This is a genomic window from Kitasatospora sp. SC0581 (assembly GCF_048159585.1).
Lineage (GTDB): Bacteria > Actinomycetota > Actinomycetes > Streptomycetales > Streptomycetaceae > Kitasatospora.
The window spans coordinates 162,417-183,883 of sequence record NZ_JBLRWA010000008.1 but is presented as its reverse complement, the minus strand read 5'-3'; the positions used below and the strand labels follow the sequence as shown (position 1 = coordinate 183,883).

Below are 21,467 nucleotides of genomic sequence, written 5' to 3'. Positions count from 1 at the left end.
GCTGACGGTCAACGTGGACCGTCGCCGCCCCTCGCCATAGGTCTCGAAGGATCTCCGAAGATGAGTCGCTCCGCACACCCGGCAGGCCCCCGTCACGGCGACGTCCTGCCCGAGGGCCACTACCAGGCCCCGCCCGCCGACCTGAACGCGCTCGACCCCAAGGTCTGGTCGCGCACCGTCGCCCGGAACGCCGAGGGCGTGGCGACCGTCGGCGGCATCGACGTCAGGCGGCTGGCCGCCGAGTTCGGCACCCCCGCCTACGTGCTGGACGAGGAGGACTTCCGGTCCCGGGCGCGCGCCTGGCGGGACGCCTTCGGCACCGGCGCGGACGTCTACTACGCCGGGAAGGCGTTCCTCTCCAAGGCCGTCGTGCGCTGGCTGCACGAGGAGGGCCTCAACCTCGACGTGTGCAGCCCGGGCGAGCTGGCGGTCGCCCTGGCCGCCGGGATGCCGCCGGAGCGGATCGCGCTGCACGGCAACAACAAGTCGGCGGACGAGCTCGAGCACGCCGTGAAGACCGGCGTCGGGCACATCGTGGTCGACTCCTACGAGGAGATCGGGCGCCTGGCCGCGATCGCCGCCCGCCAGGGCGTGCGCCAGCGGGTGCTGATCCGGATCACCGTCGGCGTCGAGGCGCACACCCACGAGTTCATCGCCACCGCGCACGAGGACCAGAAGTTCGGGCTGTCGCTCACCGGGGGAGCGGCCGCCGAGGCGGTGCGCCGGGTGCTCGGCCACGACAGCCTGGAGCTGCGCGGCATCCACTCGCACATCGGCTCGCAGATCTTCGACATGGCGGGCTTCGAGGTGGCCGCCCGCCGGGTGGTCGGCCTGCTGGCCGGGATCCGTGACGAGCACGGCGTCCAGCTGCCCGAGATCGACCTCGGCGGAGGCCTCGGCATCGCGTACACCAGCGAGGACGACCCGCGCGAGCCGGCCGAGATCGCGGCCGCGCTGGCCGACATCGTCCGCCGCGAGTGCGCCGCCGCGAACCTGGACGCCCCCCGGCTGAGCGTGGAGCCGGGCCGGGCGATCGTCGGCCCGACGGCGTTCACGCTGTACGAGGTCGGCACCATCAAGCCGCTGGAGGGCCTGCGCACCTACGTCAGCGTGGACGGCGGGATGTCCGACAACATCCGCACCGCGCTGTACGACGCCGAGTACTCGGTGGCCCTGGTGTCGCGCACCAGCGACGCGGAGCCGATGCTGGTGCGGGTGGTCGGCAAGCACTGCGAGTCCGGCGACATCGTCGTCCGGGACGCCTTCCTGCCGGCCGACCTGGCCCCGGGCGACCTGATCGCGGTGCCCGCCACCGGCGCCTACTGCCGGTCGATGGCGAGCAATTACAACCACGCCCTCAAGCCCCCCGTGCTCGCCGTCAGGGACGGTGCGGCGCGGGTGATCGTCCGGCGCGAGACGGAGGAGGATCTCCTGCGTCTGGATATCGGATGACGAAATCCTCGTCTCAGATCATGGAACGACCGTAGATCCGTACGGAAAGTCCCGGAGACTGGTAGAGACCGAAGTTCCCGGCGGTCCAGGAAAACCCGCCGGAAATTACCGAAGCAGAAGAATGCAGAGCGGAGTCGGATGATGCGTACGCGCCCGCTGAAGGTGGCGTTGCTGGGTTGTGGTGTGGTGGGCTCCGAGGTGGCGCGCATCATGACGACGACGGCCGACGACCTCGCCGCTCGCATCGGCGCTCCGGTCGAGTTGGCCGGGATCGCGGTCCGCCGGGCCGGGCGGACCCGCCCGGGCGTCCCCGAGCACCTGATCACCACCGACGCCGAGGCCCTGGTCAACCGGGGCGACATCGACGTGGTGGTCGAGGTGGTGGGCGGCATCGAGCCCTCCAAATCGCTGATCCTGTCCGCCTTCCGGCAGGGCGCCTCGGTGGTCAGCGCCAACAAGGCGCTGCTCGCCAAGGACGGCACCGAGCTGCACGCCGCGGCCGCCGAGGCCGGGGTGGACCTGTACTACGAGGCCGCGGTGGCGGGCGCGATCCCGCTGCTGCGCCCGCTGCGCGAGTCCCTCGCGGGGGACAAGGTCAACCGGGTGCTGGGGATCGTCAACGGCACCACCAACTTCATCCTCGACAAGATGGACACCACCGGCGCCGGCTACTCGGAGGCGCTGGAGGAGGCCACCGCGCTGGGCTACGCCGAGGCCGACCCGACGGCCGACGTCGAGGGCTTCGACGCCGCCGCCAAGGCCGCGATCCTGGCCGGCATCGCCTTCCACACCAAGGTCACCGCGGCGGACGTCTACCGCGAGGGCATCACCGAGGTGACGGCGGCCGACATCGCCTCCGCCAAGGAGATGGGCTGCGTGGTCAAGCTGCTCGCGATCTGCGAGCGGGCCGCGGACGGCGAGTCCGTCACCGCGCGCGTCCACCCGGCGATGATCCCGCTGTCGCACCCGCTGGCCTCCGTCCGCGAGGCGTACAACGCGGTGTTCGTCGAGGCCGAGGCGGCCGGCCGGCTGATGTTCTACGGCCCCGGCGCGGGCGGCTCGCCGACCGCCTCCGCGGTGCTCGGCGACCTGGTCGCGGTCTGCCGCAACAAGCTCGCCGGCGCCACCGGCCCCGGTGACTCGGTGTACACGCGGCTGCCGGCCAAGCCGATGGACGAGGTGGTCACCCGCTACCACGTCAGCCTGGACGTGGACGACCGCGCGGGCGTGCTCGCCCAGGTGGCATCCGTCTTCGCCGAGCACGGCGTCTCCATCGACACCGTGCGCCAGCAGGGCCGCGACGGCGACGCCTCGCTCGTCGTGGTCACCCACCGTGCCACCGACGCCGCGCTGTCGGCGACGGTCGACAAGCTCCGCGCGCTGGACAGCGTGCGGGACGTGGCCAGCATCATGCGGGTCGAAGGGGAATAAGGAACCAGCCATGAACGCCGTTGCCGAGAACGTCGTCCGAGGCGCGCACACCCACCAGTGGCGCGGCCTGATCGAGGAGTACCGGGACCGCCTGCCGGTCACCGCGGCCACCCCGGTGGTCACCCTGTTGGAGGGCGGCACGCCCCTGGTCCCCGCCCAGGTGCTCTCCGAGCGCACGGGCTGCGAGGTCTACCTCAAGGTCGAGGGCGCCAACCCGACCGGCTCCTTCAAGGACCGCGGGATGACGATGGCCATCTCCAAGGCCAAGGAGGAGGGCGCGCAGGCGGTCATCTGCGCCTCCACCGGCAACACCTCGGCCTCCGCCGCCGCGTACGCGGTGCGGGCCGGGATGGTCTCCGCGGTGCTCGTCCCGCAGGGCAAGATCGCCCTCGGCAAGATGGGCCAGGCGCTGGTCCACGGCGCCAGGATCCTCCAGGTCGACGGGAACTTCGACGACTGCCTCACCCTTGCGCGTGAACTGTCCGAGAAGTACCCGGTGGCGCTGGTCAACTCGGTCAACCCGGTGCGGATCGAGGGCCAGAAGACCGCGGCCTTCGAGATCGTCGACATGCTCGGCGACGCCCCGGACATCCACGTCCTGCCGGTCGGCAACGCGGGCAACATCACCGCGTACTGGAAGGGCTACCGCGAGTACGCGGCCGACGGCCTCGCCACCCGCACCCCGCGGATGTGGGGCTTCCAGGCCTCCGGCTCGGCCCCGATCGTGGACGGCGCGCCGGTGCTCAAGCCGCAGACCATCGCCACGGCCATCCGGATCGGCAACCCGGCCTCCTGGGACTTCGCGCTCGCCGCGCGGGACGAGTCCGGCGGCCTCATCGACAAGGTGACGGACCGTCAGATCCTGTCCGCCTACCGGCTGTTGGCCTCGCAGGAGGGCGTCTTCGTGGAGCCCGCCTCGGCCGCCTCGGTGGCCGGTCTGCTGGCCAAGGCGGAGGCCGGCCTGGTCGACCCGGGCCAGCGGATCGTCTGCACCGTGACCGGCAACGGCCTGAAGGACCCGGACTGGGCGGTGGCCGGCGCGCCGCAGCCGCAGATCGTCCCGATCGACCCGGAGGCGGCCGCCCGCAGCCTCGGACTGCTCGACCGGTAAAGGGCCCTGACGCCCCGACGGGCCGACCCTTTCGAGGGTCGGCCCGTCGGAGTTCCCCCCTGACACTTTTGTGTCCATTGGGTTCCGCATTGCGATCCTTTTCCACCCCTCCCGTCGACGGGGAGGGGTGAGCATTTCCGGCCAGAACGGCAACACACCAGATCGAAGGCCCACGGGGTGTACCGCTCGGGAACCTCTCTTCGATACTCTGGCTTCGGCCGTGTGGCACATGCCCCGGGCCCGGCGGGTCCGGGCCGCGCCGACACCGCGACCGCCCGCCCCCCGGAGGGGCCGCGGTCCGTTCCCACCCTCGCACCGACGACGCGCTCCGCGCCGCCCGATTTACCCCAGGAGAGTCCACCGTATGGCCGGTCCCGCGTTCCGTGCCGCCGCCGTCCGGGTCAGGGTTCCCGCGACCAGCGCCAACCTCGGCCCGGGCTTCGACGCCTTCGGGCTCGCGCTGGGTCTGTACGACGACGTGGTCGTCCGGGTCGCCGACTCCGGCCTCTCCGTCGACATCGCCGGTGAGGGCGCCGAGACGCTGCCGCGCGACGAGCGCCACCTGCTGGTCCGCTCGATGCGCGCCGCCTTCGACCGGCTCGGCGGCCAGCCCCGCGGCCTCGAAGTGGTCTGCGCCAACCGGATACCGCACGGCCGCGGCCTCGGCTCCTCCTCGGCCGCCATCTGCGCCGGCATCGTGGCCGCCCGCGCGGTGACCATCGGCGGCCGGTCCGCGCTGGACGACGACGCGCTGCTGGCCCTCGCCTCCGAGCTGGAGGGCCACCCCGACAACGTCGCGGCCTGCCTGCGCGGCAACTTCACCATCGCCTGGACCGACGAGGAGTCGGCCAAGGCGGTCGTGCTGGAGCCGTCCGAGCAGGTCGTCCCGGTGGTGTTCGTGCCGGCCGGCGAGGTGCTCACCGAGACCGCGCGCGGACTGCTGCCGAAGACCGTCCCGCTGGCCGACGCGGCCGTCAACGCGGGCCGTTCCGCACTGCTGGTGGAGGCGCTGACCAGGCGCCCCGAACTGCTCCTCGCCGCCACCGAGGACCGGCTGCACCAGGACTACCGCGCCTCCGCCATGCCGGACAGCGCCGCGCTGGTCGGCGCCCTGCGCGCCGAGGGCTTCCCGGCGGTCGTCTCCGGCGCCGGTCCGACCGTCCTGGCCCTCACCGACGAGGCGGGCGCCGACAAGGTGCTCTCCTTCGCCGGACACCACGGCCACGGCGGCGACCCGGCGTTCGCCGCGCACCGGCTGGACGTCGACCGCACCGGGGCCGTCGTGCTCCCGCTGGACGTCTGAGCAGCCCGAACGGGCCGCTCGGGACCCGGCACCGGCACCCTGCCGAGCCGGGTCCGACGGACACGATTGGCAAGCGCAAGGCTGGGGAATGTCTGAGGGGGTCGGTAGTGTTAACCTCATTGCTGCACCAGGTGCCCTCCGGGGCTAGGTGCGCCGCGTCCCGATCCCAGCGCTCCACGGCAGTGGAGTCCCGGCGATGCACGGGGCGACGATTCTCCGGGAGCCCACCGCAGCGCGTACGCAGCCTGCCTGCGCGACATGCGGCCGCATCCCGAAGCCGTGACGGCACCTGACTCCCACCCGCAGCCTCCCACCTGAGGCCAGGACGGGCGGAGCACGGGCCACCGTCACGCGACGGGGGCCCGGGATTCGCAGGAAGCGTGGGGGTTACGCCCTCAGGGGAGGTCGACACACGACCGGCCCACGCGCCACTCAGCACCACCGTGCTTCACGCACCGCACCTCGCACGTAACCCTCTCTCGACAGGCTCCCGCCATTCGAGGGATCACCGCCTCGGACCGACGCAGTCGAGCGTTGGTCAGGACAGCACAACCGGTCGCCGAGCCAGACAGGCCGACGTCCGCTCCAGGGAAGGACCCTTAGTGAGCGACTCCACCGATCTGATGGGCGCGCGCCCGGACGCAGAGGCGTCGGACGCAGCCGCCGCCCCCGCTGCTCCGGCGCGGCGCCGCCGCAGTGCCGCCGCGGGCCTGGACGGCATGGTCCTGGCCGAGCTCCAGAAGCTCGCCGCGGACCTTGGCATCACCGGTACCGGACGCATGCGCAAGAGCCAGCTGATCGAGACCATCAAGGAGAAGAGCGGCGGGGACCCGCTGCTCGCCGCCGGTGGCACCGCCCCGGCCGCCAAGCGCACCGCCGCCAAGGCGGACGCCGAGGCCCCGGCCGAGAAGCCGGCCCGCCGCACCAAGGCCGCCGCCGCCAAGGCCGAGGCCCCGGCCGCCGCCGAGCCGCAGGCCCAGATCGAGATCCCGGTCCAGGCCGCCGCGGAGACCGCCGCGCCCGCCCGTACCGAGCGCACCCGCCGCCGGGCCACCTCGGCCGCCGGCGCGCCCGTCGCCCCGGTCGCCGAGGCCGCCGCCGAGCCCGCCACCGTCGCGGTCGCCGAGCCGAAGCAGGCCGAGGCCCGCCCGGCCGAGACCCGCGGCTTCGAGGGCCGCGAGGACGGCCGCGAGTCGCGTCGCGACCGCCGCGAGCGCCGTGACCGCCGCGAGGGCACCGAGCGCACCGAGCGCACCGACCGCCAGGAGGGCGGCGAGGCCCAGGACGGCGACAGCCGCGAGTCGCGCCGCGACCGCCGCAACCGCCGCGAGCGCGCCGACCGCCAGCCCCAGCAGGGCGGCGGCCAGCAGCAGGGCGGCCAGGCCGAGCAGCAGGGCCGTCAGGGCCAGCAGACCCAGCAGCCGCAGGCCCAGCAGCAGGGCGGCTACGAGGACGACGAGTTCGGCGAGGGCCGCCGCGGCCGGCGCGGGCGCTACCGCGACCGCCGCGGCCGTCGTGGCCGTGACGGCTTCGAGGCCGCCGGCGTGGCCGAGCCGCAGGTCGGCGAGGACGACGTCCTGATCCCGGTCGCGGGCATCCTCGACATCCTCGACAACTACGCGTTCGTGCGCACCTCCGGCTACCTGCCGGGCCAGAACGACGTCTACGTCTCGCTCGCCCAGGTCCGCAAGAACGGCCTGCGCAAGGGTGACGCCATCACCGGTGCGGTGCGCCAGCCGCGCGAGGGCGAGCGCCGCGAGAAGTTCAACGCCATGGTGCGCCTGGACTCCGTCAACGGCATGGACCCGGAGAGCGGCCGCGGCCGCCCCGAGTTCAACAAGCTCACCCCGCTCTACCCGCAGGAGCGGCTGCGCCTGGAGACCGACCCGGGCGTGCTGACCACCCGGATCATCGACCTGGTGTCGCCGATCGGCAAGGGCCAGCGCGGTCTGATCGTCGCGCCGCCGAAGACCGGCAAGACCATGGTGCTCCAGGCGGTCGCCAACGCGATCACCCACAACAACCCCGAGTGCCACCTGATGGTCGTCCTGGTCGACGAGCGTCCGGAAGAGGTCACCGACATGCAGCGGTCGGTGAAGGGCGAGGTCATCTCCTCGACCTTCGACCGCCCGGCCGAGGACCACACCACCGTCGCCGAGCTGGCCATCGAGCGGGCCAAGCGCCTGGTGGAGCTGGGCCACGACGTGGTCATCCTGCTGGACTCGATCACCCGCCTCGGCCGCGCCTACAACCTGGCGGCGCCGGCCTCCGGCCGCATCCTGTCCGGTGGTGTCGACTCGACCGCGCTGTACCCGCCGAAGAAGTTCTTCGGCGCCGCGCGCAACATCGAGAACGGCGGCTCGCTGACCATCCTGGCCACCGCGCTGGTCGAGACCGGCTCGCGCATGGACGAGGTGATCTTCGAGGAGTTCAAGGGCACCGGCAACATGGAGCTCAAGCTCGACCGGAAGCTCTCGGACAAGCGCATCTTCCCGGCCGTCGACGTGGACGCCTCCAGCACCCGCAAGGAGGAGATCCTGCTCGGCAGCGAGGAGTTGGCCATCGTCTGGAAGCTCCGCCGGGTGCTGCACGCGCTCGACTCGCAGCAGGCGATCGAGCTGCTCCTGGACAAGATGAAGCAGACCAAGAGCAACGCCGAGTTCCTGATGCAGATCGCCAAGACCACCCCCGGCTCCGGCGACTGACCGTAGCCGGACGGCTGTCGAAGCACGGAACCCCGGATCGCGCGAGCGGTCCGGGGTTCCGTGCGTCCTGGCCGCTTTGTTCCAGAGTCGGGACACCTTGGGGGCGTTTGGATCATGTTGTCCGATTTACTCTGGACCGTATGGCCGAGCACAAGAGGGTCCTGAGTCGCCGCCGCAGAATCCTGCGGACGGCTGCCTGCGCGTTCGCCGCGCTCGTCGTCCTCGGCGCCGGCGCGGGCCTCTTCGCCTACTTCAGGCTCAACGGGAACATCACCAGCGTCGACATCGACGCCCGGCTCGGCGACGCCCGGCCGCCGGCCGCCACCGACGGCTCCTTCAACATCCTGGTGCTCGGCTCCGATTCGCGGGCCGGCGACAACGGCTCGGTCGCCGGCGGGGACACCGGCGGCACCGCCCGCTCGGACACCGCGATGGTGGTGCACGTCAACCAGGCCCACTCCGGCGCCCAGATCGTCTCGATCCCGCGCGACACCCTGGTCGCCCGCCCCGACTGCGTCGACGCGAACGGCAAGCCGGTGCCCGGCGCCAAGCGCGCGATGTACAACAGCGCCTTCGAGAGCGGCGGCGCGGCCTGCGCGGTCAAGACCACCGAGCAGCTCACCGGGCTGCGGATGGACCACTACCTGCAGGTCGACTTCGCCGGCTTCGCCCGGGTCGTGGACGCGATAGGCGGGGCCACCGTGACCACCACGGTGGCCATCCACGACAAGGACAGCGGGCTCGACCTGCCGCCCGGCGAGCACCACCTGGACGGACAGCAGGCGCTGGCCTTCGTGCGCACCCGGCACGGCGTCGGCGACGGCAGCGACCTCGGCCGGATCGAGCTCCAGAAGCAGATGGTGAAGTCGCTGCTGCAGCAGGTCGGGGGGAGCGGGATGCTCACCAACCCGGTCAAGCTGTGGTCGGTCGGCGACACGGTGACCAGGAGCATCACCACCGACTCCGCGCTCGGCTCGGTGAACTCGCTGGTGGGGCTCGCCCAGGAGCTCAAGGGGATAGGCCCGGACCAGCTGAGCATGGTCACCCTGCCGGTGGAGACGGCCCCCAGCGACCCGAACCGGGTGGTCCCGCTGCAGCCGCAGGCGGGGCAGGTCTGGGCGGCGCTCAAGGCCGACCAGCCGTTCCCCTCCGCGATCGTCTCCGAACAGCCGGAGAACCCCGCCCAGGCGGCCCCCACGGCCCCCGCGCCGGCCGCGGGGAAGCCGTCCGCGAAGGCCGCCGGCACGCGCTGAGGGGGGTCCGGAATATCCCGGAACGCGACCCGGTTTGGGAAGATGCGGCCGGTCCTGGCAGACTGGTCCGTCGGTCCCGGTTCACGTGCGGCGCCCCAGCCGCCGACCCGGTACCCTCCCGAAACCTAGGAGAACCCCTTGAAGCCCAACGTTCACCCCGAGTACGTGGTCACGCGCGTGACCTGCACCTGCGGCGCCGAGTTCACCACCCGCTCGACCGAGACCAGTGGCGAGATCCGCGCCGAGGTCTGCTCGCAGTGCCACCCGTTCTACACCGGCAAGCAGAAGATCCTCGACACCGGTGGCCGCGTGGCCCGCTTCGAGGCCCGCTTCGGCAAGCAGCACAGCGCGAAGGCCTAGCGCTCCCTCGGCGCCGGTTCCCGGTGCCCCCGTACTCGTTGTCGGGGGCGCTGGGGGCCGGCGCCGTTCGCGTCCCCCCGCGAATTCCCCACCCCCCACACGTTTCCGAGTCACCGGGAAGAAGGCCACCCCATGTTCGAGGCAGTCGAAGAGCTCCTCGTCGAGCACGCCGACCTCGAGACGAGGCTGGCCGACCCGTCCGTCCACGCCGACCAGGCCAACGCCCGCAAGCTGGCCAAGCGGTACGCCGAGCTGACCCCGATCACCCGGGTCTACCGGCAGTGGCGGCAGGCCGGCGAGGACATCGAGGCCGCGCGCGAACTCGCCGCGGAGGACCCGGAGTTCATCGCCGAGGCGAAGGCCTCCGAGGCCCGCAGGGACGAGCTCACCGAGGAGCTGCGGCTGCTGCTGGTGCCGCGCGACCCGAGTGACGACAAGGACGTCATCCTGGAGATCAAGGCGGGCGAGGGCGGCGAGGAGTCCGCGCTGTTCGCCGGCGACCTGCTCCGGATGTACCTGCGCTACGCGGAGCGGATCGGCTGGAAGACCGAGATCATCGACTCCAACGAGTCCGACCTCGGCGGCTACAAGGACGTCTCGGTGGCCGTGAAGACCAAGGGCAACGCCGAGCCCGGCCAGGGCGTCTGGGCCCGGCTGAAGTACGAGGGCGGCGTGCACCGCGTGCAGCGCGTCCCCGCCACCGAGTCCCAGGGCCGCATCCACACCTCCGCGGCGGGCGTGCTGGTCACCCCCGAGGCGGAGGAGGTCGAGGTCGAGATCGTCGCCAACGACCTGCGGATCGACGTCTACCGCTCCTCCGGCCCCGGCGGCCAGTCGGTCAACACCACCGACTCCGCGGTCCGGATCACCCACCTGCCGACCGGTATCGTGGCGTCCTGCCAGAACGAGAAGAGCCAGCTCCAGAACAAGGAGCAGGCGATGCGCATCCTGCGTTCGCGGCTGCTGGCCGCCGCGCAGGAGGAGGCCGAGCGGGAGGCCTCGGACGCGCGCCGCAGCCAGGTCCGTACGGTCGACCGCTCGGAGCGGATCCGCACGTACAACTACCCCGAGAACCGCATCTCGGACCACCGCACCGGATTCAAGGCGTACAACCTGGACCAGGTCCTGGACGGCGAACTGAACGCGGTGATCCAGTCCTGCGTCGACAAGGACGCGGAGGCCAAGCTCGCCGCCGCGGCCCAAGAGAACTGAGACCGGCGCGCCCCAGCCCGCGCTTCGCCCGAAGCCGGAGCGCAGAAACAAGAGGTCGTACGGATGAACCTGCTGCTCGCCGAGGTGGCCCAGGCCACCCAGCGGTTGGCCGCGGCCGGCGTGCCGTCGCCGCGCTTCGACGCGGAGGAGCTCGCCGCCTACGTCCACCGCGTCAAGCGCAGCCAGCTGCACACGGTGAAGGACGCCGACTTCGACGCCCGCTACTGGGAGGCGGTCTCCCGCCGCGAGGCGCGCGAGCCGCTCCAGCACATCACCGGGCGGGCGTTCTTCCGCTACCTCGAACTGGAGGTCGGCCCCGGGGTGTTCGTGCCCCGGCCGGAGACCGAGACGGTCGTCGAGTGGGCGATAGACGCGGTGCGCGACATGGACGTGGCCGAGCCGCTGGTGGTGGACCTGTGCTCCGGCTCCGGCGCGATCGCGCTCGCCCTGGCCCAGGAACTGCCGCGCTCCACCGTGCACGCCTTCGAACTGGACGAGGGGGCGCTGGAGTACACCCGGCGCAACATCGAGGCCAGCCCGGACCGCGCCCGGGTCACCCTGCACGCCGGTGACGCCACCAAGGCCTTCGAGGACGACCGCTCCTGGGACGGCCGCTTCGACCTGGTCATCTCCAACCCGCCGTACATCCCGCTCACCGAGTGGGAGTACGTCGCGCCGGAGGCCCGCGACCACGACCCGCAGATGTCCCTGTTCTCCGGCGAGGACGGCCTGGACACCATCCGCGGCATCGAGCGGGTCGCGGCCCGACTGCTGCGCCCGGGCGGCGCGGTGGTGATCGAGCACGCCGACCAGCAGGGCGGCCAGGTGCCGTGGATCTTCAACGAGGAACACGGCTGGACGGACACCGCCGACCACCGCGACCTGAACAACCGGCCCCGTTTCACGACCGCCCGGAGGGTCGGGTCGTGAACAGTCGGGCACAGGACGACCGCCCGGAGGGTCGGGTCGTGAACAGTCGGGCACAGGACGACCGCCCGGAGGGTCGGGTCGTGAACCGTCGGGCACAGGACCACGGCCCGGAGGGTCGGGTCGTGACCACCGAGCACCGTACGACGGCGCGCAAGGCTGCGCTGTAACGCCATGAGCCACTCCGGAAGGGGACCGCACCGATGAGCCGCCGTTACGACTGTGCCGATGCCGGGGACCGCGCCACCGGTCTGCGCGAGGCCGCCTCGGCCATCCGCCGCGGCGAACTCGTCGTGCTGCCCACCGACACCCTGTACGGGGTCGGTGCGGACGCCTTCTCCCCGGAGGCGGTCGGCGAGCTGATGGCCGCCCGCGGCCGCGGCCGCAACACGCCCTCGCCGGTGCTGGTCGGCTCGCCGACCACCCTGCACGGCCTGGTCACCGACTTCTCCGAGCAGGCCTGGGAGCTGGTCGACGCCTTCTGGCCGGGCGGGCTCACCCTGGTCGCCCGGCACCAGCCCTCGCTGCGCTGGGACCTCGGCGACACCCGCGGCACCGTCGCGGTCCGGATGCCGCTGCACCCGGTCGCCATCGAGCTGCTGAACAGCACCGGCCCGCTGGCCGTCTCCAGTGCCAACCGGATCGGCGGGGTCTCCCCGCTGACCTGCGACGAGGCACAGACCCAGCTCGGCGACGCGGTCTCGGTCTACCTGGACGGCGGGGCGGCCGAGGACTCCGCCACCTCGTCGATCGTGGACGTCACCGGCAAGGTCCCGGTCCTGCTGCGGGCCGGTGCGATCAGCGTCGAGCAGCTGAGGGAGGTCGTCCCCGACCTGGAGGCCGGCAGTTGACGCCCACCGCCTCGCTGCACGCCGGGCCGGGCATAGCGCCGTACCTGAGCGTGGGCCCCAGGCCGCTGGACCACTTCCGGATCCTGTTCGTCTGCACGGGGAACATCTGCCGCTCGCCGATCGCCGAGCGGCTGACCCGGCGTGAGCTGGACACCCGGCTGAGCCCCCGGGTGGCCGGCCGGATCCTGGTGGAGAGCGCCGGTACCTGGGGCCACGAGGGCGCGCCGATGGAGGACCACGCCGCGACGGTGCTCGACGAGTACGGCGCCGACAGCGGCGGCTTCACCGGCCGCGAGCTGCTGGACGAGCACGTGGTCGAGGCCGACCTGGTGCTCACCGCGACGCTGGACCACCGCGCCCAGGTGATCTCGATGGGCCACGAGGCGGGGCTGCGCACCTTCACGCTGAAGGAGTTCACCCGCCTGGTGCGGACGATAGACCCGGGCACCCTGCCGGACCCGAGGCGCGGCGCCGACGTCACCGAGCGGGCCCGCGCGCTGGTCCGGGCCGCCGCCGCGCTGCGCGGCTGGCTGCTGGCCGCCACGCCGGAGTCGGACGAGGTGGACGACCCGTACGGGGCGCCGATCGGCATGTTCCGCAACTGCGGCGAGGAGATATTCCACGCGGTCGACCCGGTGGTCACCGCGCTGACCGGCGTCCCCGCGCCGCGCTGACGGGCCGGGCCCGGGCAGGGCGCCGCACGGGGCCGTTCGGCCGCGGCCCGGCGGGCCGGGTGGCGGGAGCGGTCCTACGCTGGGTGACACAGTCCCCGCAGCGCCCGGGAGCCCCGCCATGACCGTCACCGATGCCGCGTCCGGCCCGACCGCCAGGACCGGGCGCCCCTGGGCGTCCGAGGCGCTGCACCGGGCCGATCCGCAGCTGGCCGACCTGCTGGCCGCGGAGGCCGAGCGGCGCGCCGAGACGATCCAGCTGCTGGCGGGGGAGAACCTGACCACCCCCGCCGTCCTGGCGGCGCTCACCGGCCCGCTGATCGACAAGTACGCCGAGGGCTACCCGGGCCGCCGGCACCACACCGGCTGCGCGCTGGCGGACGCCGCCGAGCTGCTGGCGATCGACCGGGCCCGCGAGCTGTTCGCCGCCCCGCACGCCAACGTCCAGCCGCGGTCGGCGACTTCGGCGATGCTGGCGGCGTACGCGGCGCTGCTGCGGCCCGGCGACGGGGTGCTGGCGATGTCGCTGGAGCACGGCGGCCACCTCAGCTGCGGCTCGCGCGCCAACTTCTCCGGGCGCTGGTTCGACTTCACCGGCTACGGCGTGCGCGAGTCCGACGGGCTGATCGACCTCGACCAGGTCCGCGACCTGGCCCGGCAGCACCGCCCCAAGGCCATCGTGGCGGGCTCGATCTCGCACCCCCGGCACCCGGACTGGGCGGCGTTCCGCGAGATCGCCGACGAGGTGGACGCCTACCTGATCGCCTCCGCCGCGCAGACCACCGGGCTGATCGCGGCCGGGGTGGCGCCCTCCCCGGTGCCGTACGCGGACGTCACGGTGGCGGCCACCCACAAGCTGCTGCGCGGCCCGCGCGGCGGGCTGCTGCTGTGCACCGCGGAGCTGGCCGAGCGGATCGACCGGGCGGTGTTCCCGTTCAGCCAGGGCGGCGCGGCGATGAACGAGGTGGCCGGCAAGGCGGTGGCCCTCGCGGAGGCCTCGAAGCCCGCGTACCGGGCGTACGCGGAGCGGACGGTGTCCGGGGCGCGGGCGCTCGCCACGGGGCTCGCAGAGGCCGGAATGCGCCCCCTGACGGGCGGTACCGACACCCATCTGGTGACCGCCGACGTGAGCCCGCTCGGCGTGACCGGCGCGGAGGCCGAGCGGCGCTGCGCGGCGGCCGGGCTGCTGCTCGGCAAGTGCGCGCTGCCGTACGACCCGGCGCCGGCCGCCGAGACCTCCGGCATCCGGCTGGGCACGGGCACGGTCACCAGCCAGGGGATGGGGGAGCCGGAGCTGGCGGAGATCGCCGGGCTGATCGCGCGGGTGCTCGCCGGGGACGCGGTCGTCCCGGCCGCGGCGCGGGTCCGGGAGCTGGCGGCGGCCTTCGCCGACCGGGCCTGACGGCGGCCTTCCGCGGGTATCCGGATCTCCTACCCGGGAGGGCGAACCGCGATGCACGGTCCGGGCGTCCGACTCAATAAGGTGTGTGCCGTGGCGACGCACCTCGAACCCCGGGAAGGCAGGGGAGTACCTTCGGTACTTCCCCGTTCGACAGTGATGCAGGAGGCCAGTGGTGCGTGAGTATCTGCTGGTGCTGTTCTGCACCGCCGCCGTCACCTACCTGTTGACGGGCCCGGTCCGGAAGTTCGCCATCGCGGCCGGCGCCATGCCGCCGGTGCGCGCCCGGGACGTGCACCGCGAACCCACGCCGCGGCTCGGCGGCATCGCGATGTTCGGCGGACTGTGCGCGGGCATCCTGGTCGCCTCGCAGCTGGACAACCTGAGCAAGGTGTTCTCCCAGGGCACCGACATCCGCGCGCTGCTGTCCGGGGCCGGGATCATGTTCCTGCTCGGGGTGCTCGACGACAAGTGGGGCGTGGACGCGCTGGTGAAGCTCGGCGGCCAGATGATCGCCGCCGGCGTGATGGTCTGGCAGGGCGTCACGGTGATCACCCTCCCGGTGCCCGGTGTCGGCCCGGTCGCGGTGAGCCCGACCCAGGGCATGGTCATCTCGGTCACCCTGGTCGTCGTCATGGTCAACGCGGTGAACTTCATCGACGGCCTGGACGGCCTGGCCGGCGGCATGGTCTGCATCGCCGCGATGGCCTTCTTCCTGTACAGCTACCGGCTCTGGTACGGCTACACGATCTCCGACGCGGCCCCCGCCGTGCTGTTCAGCGTGCTGCTGATCGGCATGTGCCTGGGCTTCCTGGCGCACAACATGCACCCCGCGCGGATCTTCATGGGCGACTCCGGCTCGATGATGCTGGGCCTGATGCTGGCCGTCGCCGCGATCTCCATCACCGGCCGGGTCGACCCGGACCTGATCAGCAACGAGGCCGGTTCGCAGACCGCCGCCGTGCACGCCCTGGTGCCGATCTACATCCCGCTGCTGCTGCCGCTGACGGTCATCGCGCTGCCGCTGGCCGACCTGCTGCTCGCGGTGGTGCGCCGCACCTGGGCGGGCCAGTCCCCGTTCGCCGCGGACAAGCGCCACCTGCACCACCGGCTGCTCCAGGTGGGGCACTCGCACAGCCGCGCCGTGATGATCATGTACTTCTGGGCCGCGCTGATCGCCTTCGGCTCGGTCGCCTTCTCGGTGACCAACACCGGCCGCACCGTCGTCCTGACGCTCGCCGGGCTCTGCCTGGTCGGCCTGGTGGTGCTGCTCACCCCGCGGTTCCGGCCGCGCGCCCCGCGGGCGGTGCAGTCCTTCGTCCCCCCGCGCTACCGCCGGCAGCAGAGCGGTCCGATGGCTGAACTGTCGGCCAAGGACAAGGAACTCCTGGGTGAAGCCGGGCGGGAGTCCGGCGTGGGCTCCACCGCGGTCGGCTCCCACCCCAAGGCCACCGGCCGCCACTGACAAGGGAGTTGATGCCACGACAGGTGGCCGTCACCCGAACGGCGGAATCGTTGCGCCGTTGGTGTGACAGGTGCCACACATTCATGGTAAAGCTCTCATCAAATAGTTTGTGATACCGTTCACGAGTATCGAGAACACGCCGAAAGACCTGACAGGTGGATGACTTCCGTCCCTGTCGGTCTCCCTCACCGGGCCCGTCGCTCACATGGCGGCCCGCGGCGATGCCTCGGTCCGGTGTCACCCGCCACCGCAGTGCCCGTCCCCCGCCACATCGACATGCCGCCGGAGCTGCCGACATGCCGTCCACCGACGCCCGGATCCTCCGAGGCGCCGCGATTCCCACTGCGGTCGCCGGAATCATCGCCATGGTGATCTCCTTTGCCGTTGCCGGTGGGAAGGGGCTGCTCGGCGCCCTCTTCGGCGCGCTCCTCGTGATGGCCTTCTTCAGCTTCGGCCAGGTCGCGCTCGACCGGCTGACCAGGTCGAACCCGCAGATCATGATGGCCGCGGCGCTGCTGGTGTACACCACGCAGATCCTGCTGGTCGGCATCGTGCTCGCGGTCTTCAAGGACACCGAGCTGTTCAACCGGCAGGCCTTCGCGTTCACCCTGCTCGGCTGCGCCCTGATCTGGACGGGCTTCCAGGTGCGCGGTGCGCTCAAGGCCAAAACCTTCTACGTCGACCCCGACGCCTCCGAAAAGAAGGGCGACAAGCCCTCCGACAAGGGGCGTCAACAGTGACGAGGCCCAACTGTCCCCCCAACGAGGGGGGCGGTGTTTATGCCGCACTGACGGGCTGCTATCGTCCGTCGCAACAACGGAGTACGGGAAGAGGCCTGGTCTGTCCGGAGAGCGGACGGATCGCCCCCCTGATCCGCGCAGTCTTCGATGATCCCGCTGTGGTGCCGTGCACCGGCGCGCGGGGTCGGCGAGAAACCCATCAAGTTCCAGTGCCGCTCCGTGGTCGCAGGCCACGCCGACACACCGAGGTTGCCGTAACCATGCGTCACGACGAAGGAGTCCGCGGTGAGTGCTGAACTCACGTCCCTCGCCTCAGGCAGTTGCCACTTCGGGGACGCTGGCTGTGGCTTCCCGGCCCCGGGTCTGAACGAGTTCCAGTTCAAGCCGATCTTCTCGATCGGCAGCATCGAGTTCAACAAGCCGATGCTGCTGTCGATCATCGTCGCGCTCCTGGTCGTCGTGTTCTTCTGGGCCGCCTTCGCCAAGCCGCGCCTCGTCCCCGGCAAGCTGCAGCTGGTCGGTGAGATCGGCTACGACTTCGTCAAGCGCTCCATCGTGCTGGAGACGATCGGCAAGAAGGGCGAGAAGTACGTCCCGATGCTGGTCTCGATGTTCTTCTTCATCTGGTTGATGAACATCATGTCGATCATCCCGTTCGCACAGTTCCCGGTGTCGGCGGCGATCGCGTTCCCGGCCGGCCTCGCTGCGGTCGTGTGGATCACCTACATGACGCTGACCTTCAAGAAGCACGGCTTCGTCGGCGGTCTCAAGAACCTCTGCTGGCCGTCGGGCATCCCCGGCTGGGTCATGTTCATCCTGGTGCCGATCGAGTTCTTCTCGAACATCTTCGTGCGCCCCTTCACGCTCGCGGTCCGAGCCTTCGCGAACATGTTCGCCGGCCACCTGCTGATCGTGATGTTCTCCATCGCCTCCTGGTACCTGCTCAGCCCGTCCCTGGGCGCGCTGTACGGCTCGGCCTCGTTCATCGTGGCCGTCGGCCTGACCGCCTTCGAGCTGCTGGTCCAGTTCCTGCAGGCCTACATCTTCGTGATGCTGGCCAGCAGCTACATCGCCGGTGCCCTGGAAGAGGCGCACTGAGCCCCGGGGCCCCGGCCCCGCCGAGAACCACTTCCCGTCCCGGATCGCCCGGTGGCCAATCACCACCGGTTCACCACCCTGCAAAGGACAACGTCAATGAGCATCCTCGCTGAGGGCACTGTCTACGGTTCCGTCGCCTCCCTGGGCTACGGCCTCGCCGCCATCGGCCCCGGCATCGGCGTCGGTCTGATCTTCGGTAACGGTGTCCAGGCCATGGCCCGCCAGCCCGAGGCTGCCGGTCTCATCCGTTCCAACATGTTCATCGGCTTCGCGCTGACCGAGGCGCTCGCCCTCATCGGCATCGTCATGCCGTTCGTCTTCGGCAACAAGTAATCCCGCCGTAGACCCTTTCTGAGGAAGGTCCAGATATGAGCATGGCGATCGTCCAGCTCGCGGCCGAGGAGAAGATGAACCCTCTCCTCCCCGCGTGGCCCGAGATCATCATCGGCCTGCTCTGCTTCTTCATCGTCTTCGGTCTGCTCGGCAAGAAGCTCCTCCCCAGCATCGAGAAGGTGCTGTCGGAGCGCCGGGACGCGATCGAGGGCGGGATGGAGCGCGCCGAGGCCGCCCAGGTGGAGGCCCAGGCCCTGCTTGAGCAGTACCGCGCCGAGCTCGCCGAGGCGCGCCACGAGGCTGCCCGCATCGTCGAGCAGGCTCGCGAGCAGGGTGCCGCCCAGCTCGCCGAGATGCGCGAGGAGGGCCAGCGCCAGCGCGAGGCCATCGTCGCCGCCGGTCACGCCCAGATCGAGGCGGACAAGAAGCAGGCCACTGCCGCCCTGCGTCAGGACGTGGGCTCGCTGGCCACCCAGCTGGCGTCCCGCATCGTGGGTGAGTCCCTCGAGGACCACACCCGGCAGAGCGGTGTCATCGACCGCTTCCTGGACGAGCTGGAGGCCAAGGCCGCCGTTGCTCAGGGTGCGGCCAAGTGATCGGCGCCAGCCGTGAGGCCCTCGTCGCCGGCCGGCAGAACCTGGAGAGCCTGACCGACTCCACCTCGGTGGACGCGGCCAAGCTCGCCGAGGAGCTCACCGCCGTCACGGCCGTGCTGGACCGCGAGGTGTCGCTGCGCCGCGTCCTGACCGACCCCTCGCGGTCGGGCCAGGACAAGGCCCAGCTGGTCACCTCGCTGCTGACCGGCCAGGTCTCCGGCGAGGCCGTCGACCTGGTCTCCGGCCTGGTCCGCTCCCGCTGGTCGGGCTCGCGCGACCTGGTGGACGCGACCGAGGAGCTCGCCGCCTACGCGGAGATCATCGCCGCGGACAAGGCCGGCGCCCTGGACGACGTCGAGGACGAGCTCTTCCGCTTCGGCCGGGTGGTGAGCGGCTCGCACGAGCTGCGCGCCGCGCTGACCGAGCCGAAGGCCGGTGCCGTCGCGAAGGCCGGGCTGATCGGCAAGCTGCTCGGCGGCCGCGCCAACGCCGGTACCGTCCGGCTGGTCACCGCCCTCGTCAACGTGCCGCGTGGCCGTAGCCTGGAGCAGGGCCTTGAGTCCTACTCGAAGCTCGCCGCCGCGCGCCGCGGCCGCGTGGTGGCCCTGGTCACCACCGCGGTGCCGCTGTCGGACACCCAGAAGGAGCGCCTGTCCGGTGCTCTGGCCCGGATGTACGGCCGCCAGGTCCACCTGAACATCGACGTCGACCCCGAGGTCGTCGGCGGCGTCCGGGTGCAGATCGGCGACGAGATCATCAACGGCACCGTGTCGAGCCGCCTCGAGGGCGCTCGCCAGTCGCTCGAAGGCTGAGCACCCAAGCAGCACATCCGACCCTCGGTCGGGAAACCGGCTCCCCAAGGAGCCGGCACATCGTACGGCCGGTTCGGAAGACCCGGCCGAGAGTCGAATACTTGCGGCCCTCAATGGCGGGCCGAGGATCGCAAACTAGGAGAGCAGGGAAGCCTGATGGCGGAGCTTACGATCCGTCCGGAGGAGATCCGGGACGCGCTGGCCGACTTTGTCCAGTCGTACCAGCCGGACGCCGCTTCTGTGGAAGAGGTCGGCAAGGTCACTGACGCGGCGGACGGCATCGCGCATGTCGAGGGCCTGCCCTCGGTCATGGCGAACGAGCTGCTGAAGTTCGAGGACGGCACGCTCGGCCTCGCGCTGAACCTCGACACCCGCGAGATCGGTGTCGTCGTCCTCGGTGAGTTCGGCGGCATCGAAGAGGGCCAGACCGTGCGCCGCACCGGCGAGGTCCTCTCGGTTCCGGTCGGCGACGGCTACCTCGGCCGCGTCGTGGACCCGCTGGGCAACCCGATCGACGGCCTGGGCGACATCGCCGCCACCGGTCGCCGTGCCCTGGAGCTGCAGGCCCCCGGCGTCATGGCCCGCAAGTCGGTCAAGCAGCCGCTGCAGACCGGTATCAAGGCCATCGACGCGATGACCCCGATCGGCCGCGGCCAGCGCCAGCTGATCATCGGCGACCGCCAGACCGGCAAGACCGCGGTGGCCGTCGACACGATCATCAACCAGCGTGACAACTGGCGCTCGGGCGACCCGGAGAAGCAGGTCCGCTGCATCTACGTCGCCGTGGGCCAGAAGGGCTCCACCATCGCGTCCGTCCGCGGCGCCCTGGAGGAGGCCGGCGCGCTGGAGTACACCACCATCGTGGCCGCTCCCGCCTCCGACCCGGCCGGCTTCAAGTACCTCGCCCCGTACACCGGTTCGGCCATCGGCCAGGAGTGGATGTACGACGGCAAGCACGTCCTGATCATCTTCGACGACCTGTCGAAGCAGGCCGAGGCCTACCGTTCCGTCTCCCTGCTGCTGCGCCGCCCGCCGGGCCGCGAGGCCTACCCGGGTGACGTCTTCTACCTGCACTCCCGCCTGCTGGAGCGCTGCGCGAAGCTGAACGACGCCTTGGGCGGCGGCTCGATGACCGGTCTGCCGATCATCGAGACCAAGGCCAACGACGTCTCGGCGTACATCCCGACCAACGTCATCTCCATCACCGACGGCCAGTGCTTCCTGGAGTCCGACCTGTTCAACGCCGGCATCCGCCCGGCCGTGAACGTCGGTATCTCGGTCTCCCGCGTCGGTGGCTCCGCCCAGATCAAGGCCATGCGCTCGGTCGCCGGCCGCCTGCGTCTGGACCTCGCCCAGTACCGTGAGCTGGAGGCCTTCGCCGCCTTCGGTTCCGACCTGGACGCGGCCTCCAAGGCCCAGCTGGAGCGCGGTGCGCGCATGGTCGAGCTGCTGAAGCAGGGCCAGTACCAGCCGTTCCCGGTCGAGGAGCAGGTCGTCTCCATCTGGGCCGGCACCACCGGCAAGCTGGACGACGTCCCGGTCGCCGAGATCCGCCGCTTCGAGCGCGAGTTCCTGGACCACGTCCGCCTCCAGCACAAGGACCTGCTGGCCGGCATCGTGGAGACCGGCCTGCTGGCCGACGGCACCGTCGACGCGCTGACCAGCGCCGTCGAGGCCTTCAAGCAGGGGTACCAGACCGCTGACGGCAAGCTGCTCTCCGAGCAGGCCTGAGTCCGGTAGCGAGGGAA

Annotated in this window: 19 protein-coding genes; all 19 read left to right on the top strand. The window is 71.5% G+C overall.

The features are described from left to right. Positions 1 to 60: 60 nt before the first annotated feature. Complete coding sequence (gene lysA, locus ACLWS4_RS16125; protein ID WP_416874420.1) at positions 61 to 1,452, top strand: diaminopimelate decarboxylase; 1,392 nt, start codon at positions 61 to 63, stop codon at positions 1,450 to 1,452. A gap of 138 nt (positions 1,453 to 1,590) precedes the next feature. After that, positions 1,591 to 2,883, top strand: a complete 1,293-nt coding sequence (locus ACLWS4_RS16120; RefSeq protein ID WP_049655891.1) for a homoserine dehydrogenase — start codon at positions 1,591 to 1,593, stop codon at positions 2,881 to 2,883. 10 nt (positions 2,884 to 2,893) lie between these two features. Further along, positions 2,894 to 3,994: a threonine synthase gene (gene thrC / locus ACLWS4_RS16115; RefSeq protein WP_049655889.1), complete on the top strand. Its 1,101-nt coding sequence runs from the start codon at positions 2,894 to 2,896 to the stop codon at positions 3,992 to 3,994. 364 nt (positions 3,995 to 4,358) lie between these two features. Further along, positions 4,359 to 5,297, top strand: a complete 939-nt coding sequence (thrB, locus tag ACLWS4_RS16110) for a homoserine kinase (RefSeq protein WP_049655887.1) — start codon at positions 4,359 to 4,361, stop codon at positions 5,295 to 5,297. A gap of 602 nt (positions 5,298 to 5,899) precedes the next feature. After that, positions 5,900 to 8,002: a transcription termination factor Rho gene (gene rho, locus ACLWS4_RS16105; protein ID WP_181970680.1), complete on the top strand. Its 2,103-nt coding sequence runs from the start codon at positions 5,900 to 5,902 to the stop codon at positions 8,000 to 8,002. A 140-nt stretch (positions 8,003 to 8,142) separates the two neighbouring features. After that, the gene (locus tag ACLWS4_RS16100) at positions 8,143 to 9,255 is read left to right on the top strand and encodes an LCP family protein (protein ID WP_375876474.1); all 1,113 of its coding nucleotides are present in this window, start codon (positions 8,143 to 8,145) and stop codon (positions 9,253 to 9,255) included. 138 nt (positions 9,256 to 9,393) lie between these two features. Then, complete coding sequence (gene rpmE / locus ACLWS4_RS16095) at positions 9,394 to 9,615, top strand: 50S ribosomal protein L31 (protein ID WP_030057539.1); 222 nt, start codon at positions 9,394 to 9,396, stop codon at positions 9,613 to 9,615. Between the two features lie 132 nt (positions 9,616 to 9,747). Further along, entirely contained in the window at positions 9,748 to 10,827 is a 1,080-nt protein-coding gene (gene prfA / locus ACLWS4_RS16090) for a peptide chain release factor 1 (protein ID WP_049658075.1), read from the top strand. A 63-nt stretch (positions 10,828 to 10,890) separates the two neighbouring features. Then, positions 10,891 to 11,757 (top strand): peptide chain release factor N(5)-glutamine methyltransferase, encoded by an 867-nt coding sequence (gene prmC / locus ACLWS4_RS16085; protein WP_049658073.1) that lies wholly within the window; start codon positions 10,891 to 10,893, stop codon positions 11,755 to 11,757. A gap of 200 nt (positions 11,758 to 11,957) precedes the next feature. Beyond that, entirely contained in the window at positions 11,958 to 12,605 is a 648-nt protein-coding gene (locus tag ACLWS4_RS16080) for an L-threonylcarbamoyladenylate synthase (protein ID WP_416874419.1), read from the top strand. Positions 12,606 to 12,619: 14 nt separating this feature from the next. After that, positions 12,620 to 13,279 (top strand): protein-tyrosine-phosphatase, encoded by a 660-nt coding sequence (locus tag ACLWS4_RS16075; RefSeq protein WP_369808349.1) that lies wholly within the window; start codon positions 12,620 to 12,622, stop codon positions 13,277 to 13,279. A 118-nt stretch (positions 13,280 to 13,397) separates the two neighbouring features. Further along, positions 13,398 to 14,678, top strand: a complete 1,281-nt coding sequence (gene glyA / locus ACLWS4_RS16070) for a serine hydroxymethyltransferase (RefSeq protein ID WP_416874418.1) — start codon at positions 13,398 to 13,400, stop codon at positions 14,676 to 14,678. Positions 14,679 to 14,850: 172 nt separating this feature from the next. Beyond that, the gene (locus ACLWS4_RS16065) at positions 14,851 to 16,140 is read left to right on the top strand and encodes an MraY family glycosyltransferase (RefSeq protein ID WP_049651812.1); all 1,290 of its coding nucleotides are present in this window, start codon (positions 14,851 to 14,853) and stop codon (positions 16,138 to 16,140) included. A 296-nt stretch (positions 16,141 to 16,436) separates the two neighbouring features. Next, the gene (locus tag ACLWS4_RS16060) at positions 16,437 to 16,880 is read left to right on the top strand and encodes a hypothetical protein (RefSeq protein ID WP_049651807.1); all 444 of its coding nucleotides are present in this window, start codon (positions 16,437 to 16,439) and stop codon (positions 16,878 to 16,880) included. Positions 16,881 to 17,165: 285 nt separating this feature from the next. Then, complete coding sequence (gene atpB, locus ACLWS4_RS16055) at positions 17,166 to 17,978, top strand: F0F1 ATP synthase subunit A (RefSeq protein ID WP_049651806.1); 813 nt, start codon at positions 17,166 to 17,168, stop codon at positions 17,976 to 17,978. A gap of 96 nt (positions 17,979 to 18,074) precedes the next feature. Then, positions 18,075 to 18,311 (top strand): ATP synthase F0 subunit C, encoded by a 237-nt coding sequence (gene atpE, locus ACLWS4_RS16050; protein ID WP_031074289.1) that lies wholly within the window; start codon positions 18,075 to 18,077, stop codon positions 18,309 to 18,311. A gap of 35 nt (positions 18,312 to 18,346) precedes the next feature. Beyond that, on the top strand, positions 18,347 to 18,907 hold the full coding sequence (locus tag ACLWS4_RS16045) for a F0F1 ATP synthase subunit B (protein ID WP_107086439.1): 561 nt from the start codon (positions 18,347 to 18,349) through the stop codon (positions 18,905 to 18,907). After that, positions 18,904 to 19,719 carry a F0F1 ATP synthase subunit delta gene (locus tag ACLWS4_RS16040; protein WP_049651805.1) on the top strand — a complete coding sequence of 272 codons (816 nt, stop codon included), beginning with the start codon at positions 18,904 to 18,906 and terminating at the stop codon, positions 19,717 to 19,719. The genes ACLWS4_RS16045 and ACLWS4_RS16040 overlap by 4 nt, the downstream gene beginning before the upstream one ends. Positions 19,720 to 19,875: 156 nt before the next feature. Beyond that, the gene (gene atpA, locus ACLWS4_RS16035) at positions 19,876 to 21,450 is read left to right on the top strand and encodes a F0F1 ATP synthase subunit alpha (RefSeq protein WP_049651804.1); all 1,575 of its coding nucleotides are present in this window, start codon (positions 19,876 to 19,878) and stop codon (positions 21,448 to 21,450) included. The last annotated feature ends 17 nt before the right edge of the window (positions 21,451 to 21,467 follow it).

Coding starts and splice junctions, on each gene's coding strand:
- lysA (WP_416874420.1), top strand. CDS start 61: ATGAGTCGCTCCGCACACCCGGCAGGCCCCCGTCACGGCGACGTCCTG.
- ACLWS4_RS16120 (WP_049655891.1), top strand. CDS start 1,591: ATGATGCGTACGCGCCCGCTGAAGGTGGCGTTGCTGGGTTGTGGTGTG.
- thrC (WP_049655889.1), top strand. CDS start 2,894: ATGAACGCCGTTGCCGAGAACGTCGTCCGAGGCGCGCACACCCACCAG.
- thrB (WP_049655887.1), top strand. CDS start 4,359: ATGGCCGGTCCCGCGTTCCGTGCCGCCGCCGTCCGGGTCAGGGTTCCC.
- ACLWS4_RS16100 (WP_375876474.1), top strand. CDS start 8,143: ATGGCCGAGCACAAGAGGGTCCTGAGTCGCCGCCGCAGAATCCTGCGG.
- prfA (WP_049658075.1), top strand. CDS start 9,748: ATGTTCGAGGCAGTCGAAGAGCTCCTCGTCGAGCACGCCGACCTCGAG.
- prmC (WP_049658073.1), top strand. CDS start 10,891: ATGAACCTGCTGCTCGCCGAGGTGGCCCAGGCCACCCAGCGGTTGGCC.
- ACLWS4_RS16080 (WP_416874419.1), top strand. CDS start 11,958: ATGAGCCGCCGTTACGACTGTGCCGATGCCGGGGACCGCGCCACCGGT.
- glyA (WP_416874418.1), top strand. CDS start 13,398: ATGACCGTCACCGATGCCGCGTCCGGCCCGACCGCCAGGACCGGGCGC.
- ACLWS4_RS16060 (WP_049651807.1), top strand. CDS start 16,437: ATGCCGTCCACCGACGCCCGGATCCTCCGAGGCGCCGCGATTCCCACT.
- atpE (WP_031074289.1), top strand. CDS start 18,075: ATGAGCATCCTCGCTGAGGGCACTGTCTACGGTTCCGTCGCCTCCCTG.
- ACLWS4_RS16045 (WP_107086439.1), top strand. CDS start 18,347: ATGAGCATGGCGATCGTCCAGCTCGCGGCCGAGGAGAAGATGAACCCT.
- atpA (WP_049651804.1), top strand. CDS start 19,876: ATGGCGGAGCTTACGATCCGTCCGGAGGAGATCCGGGACGCGCTGGCC.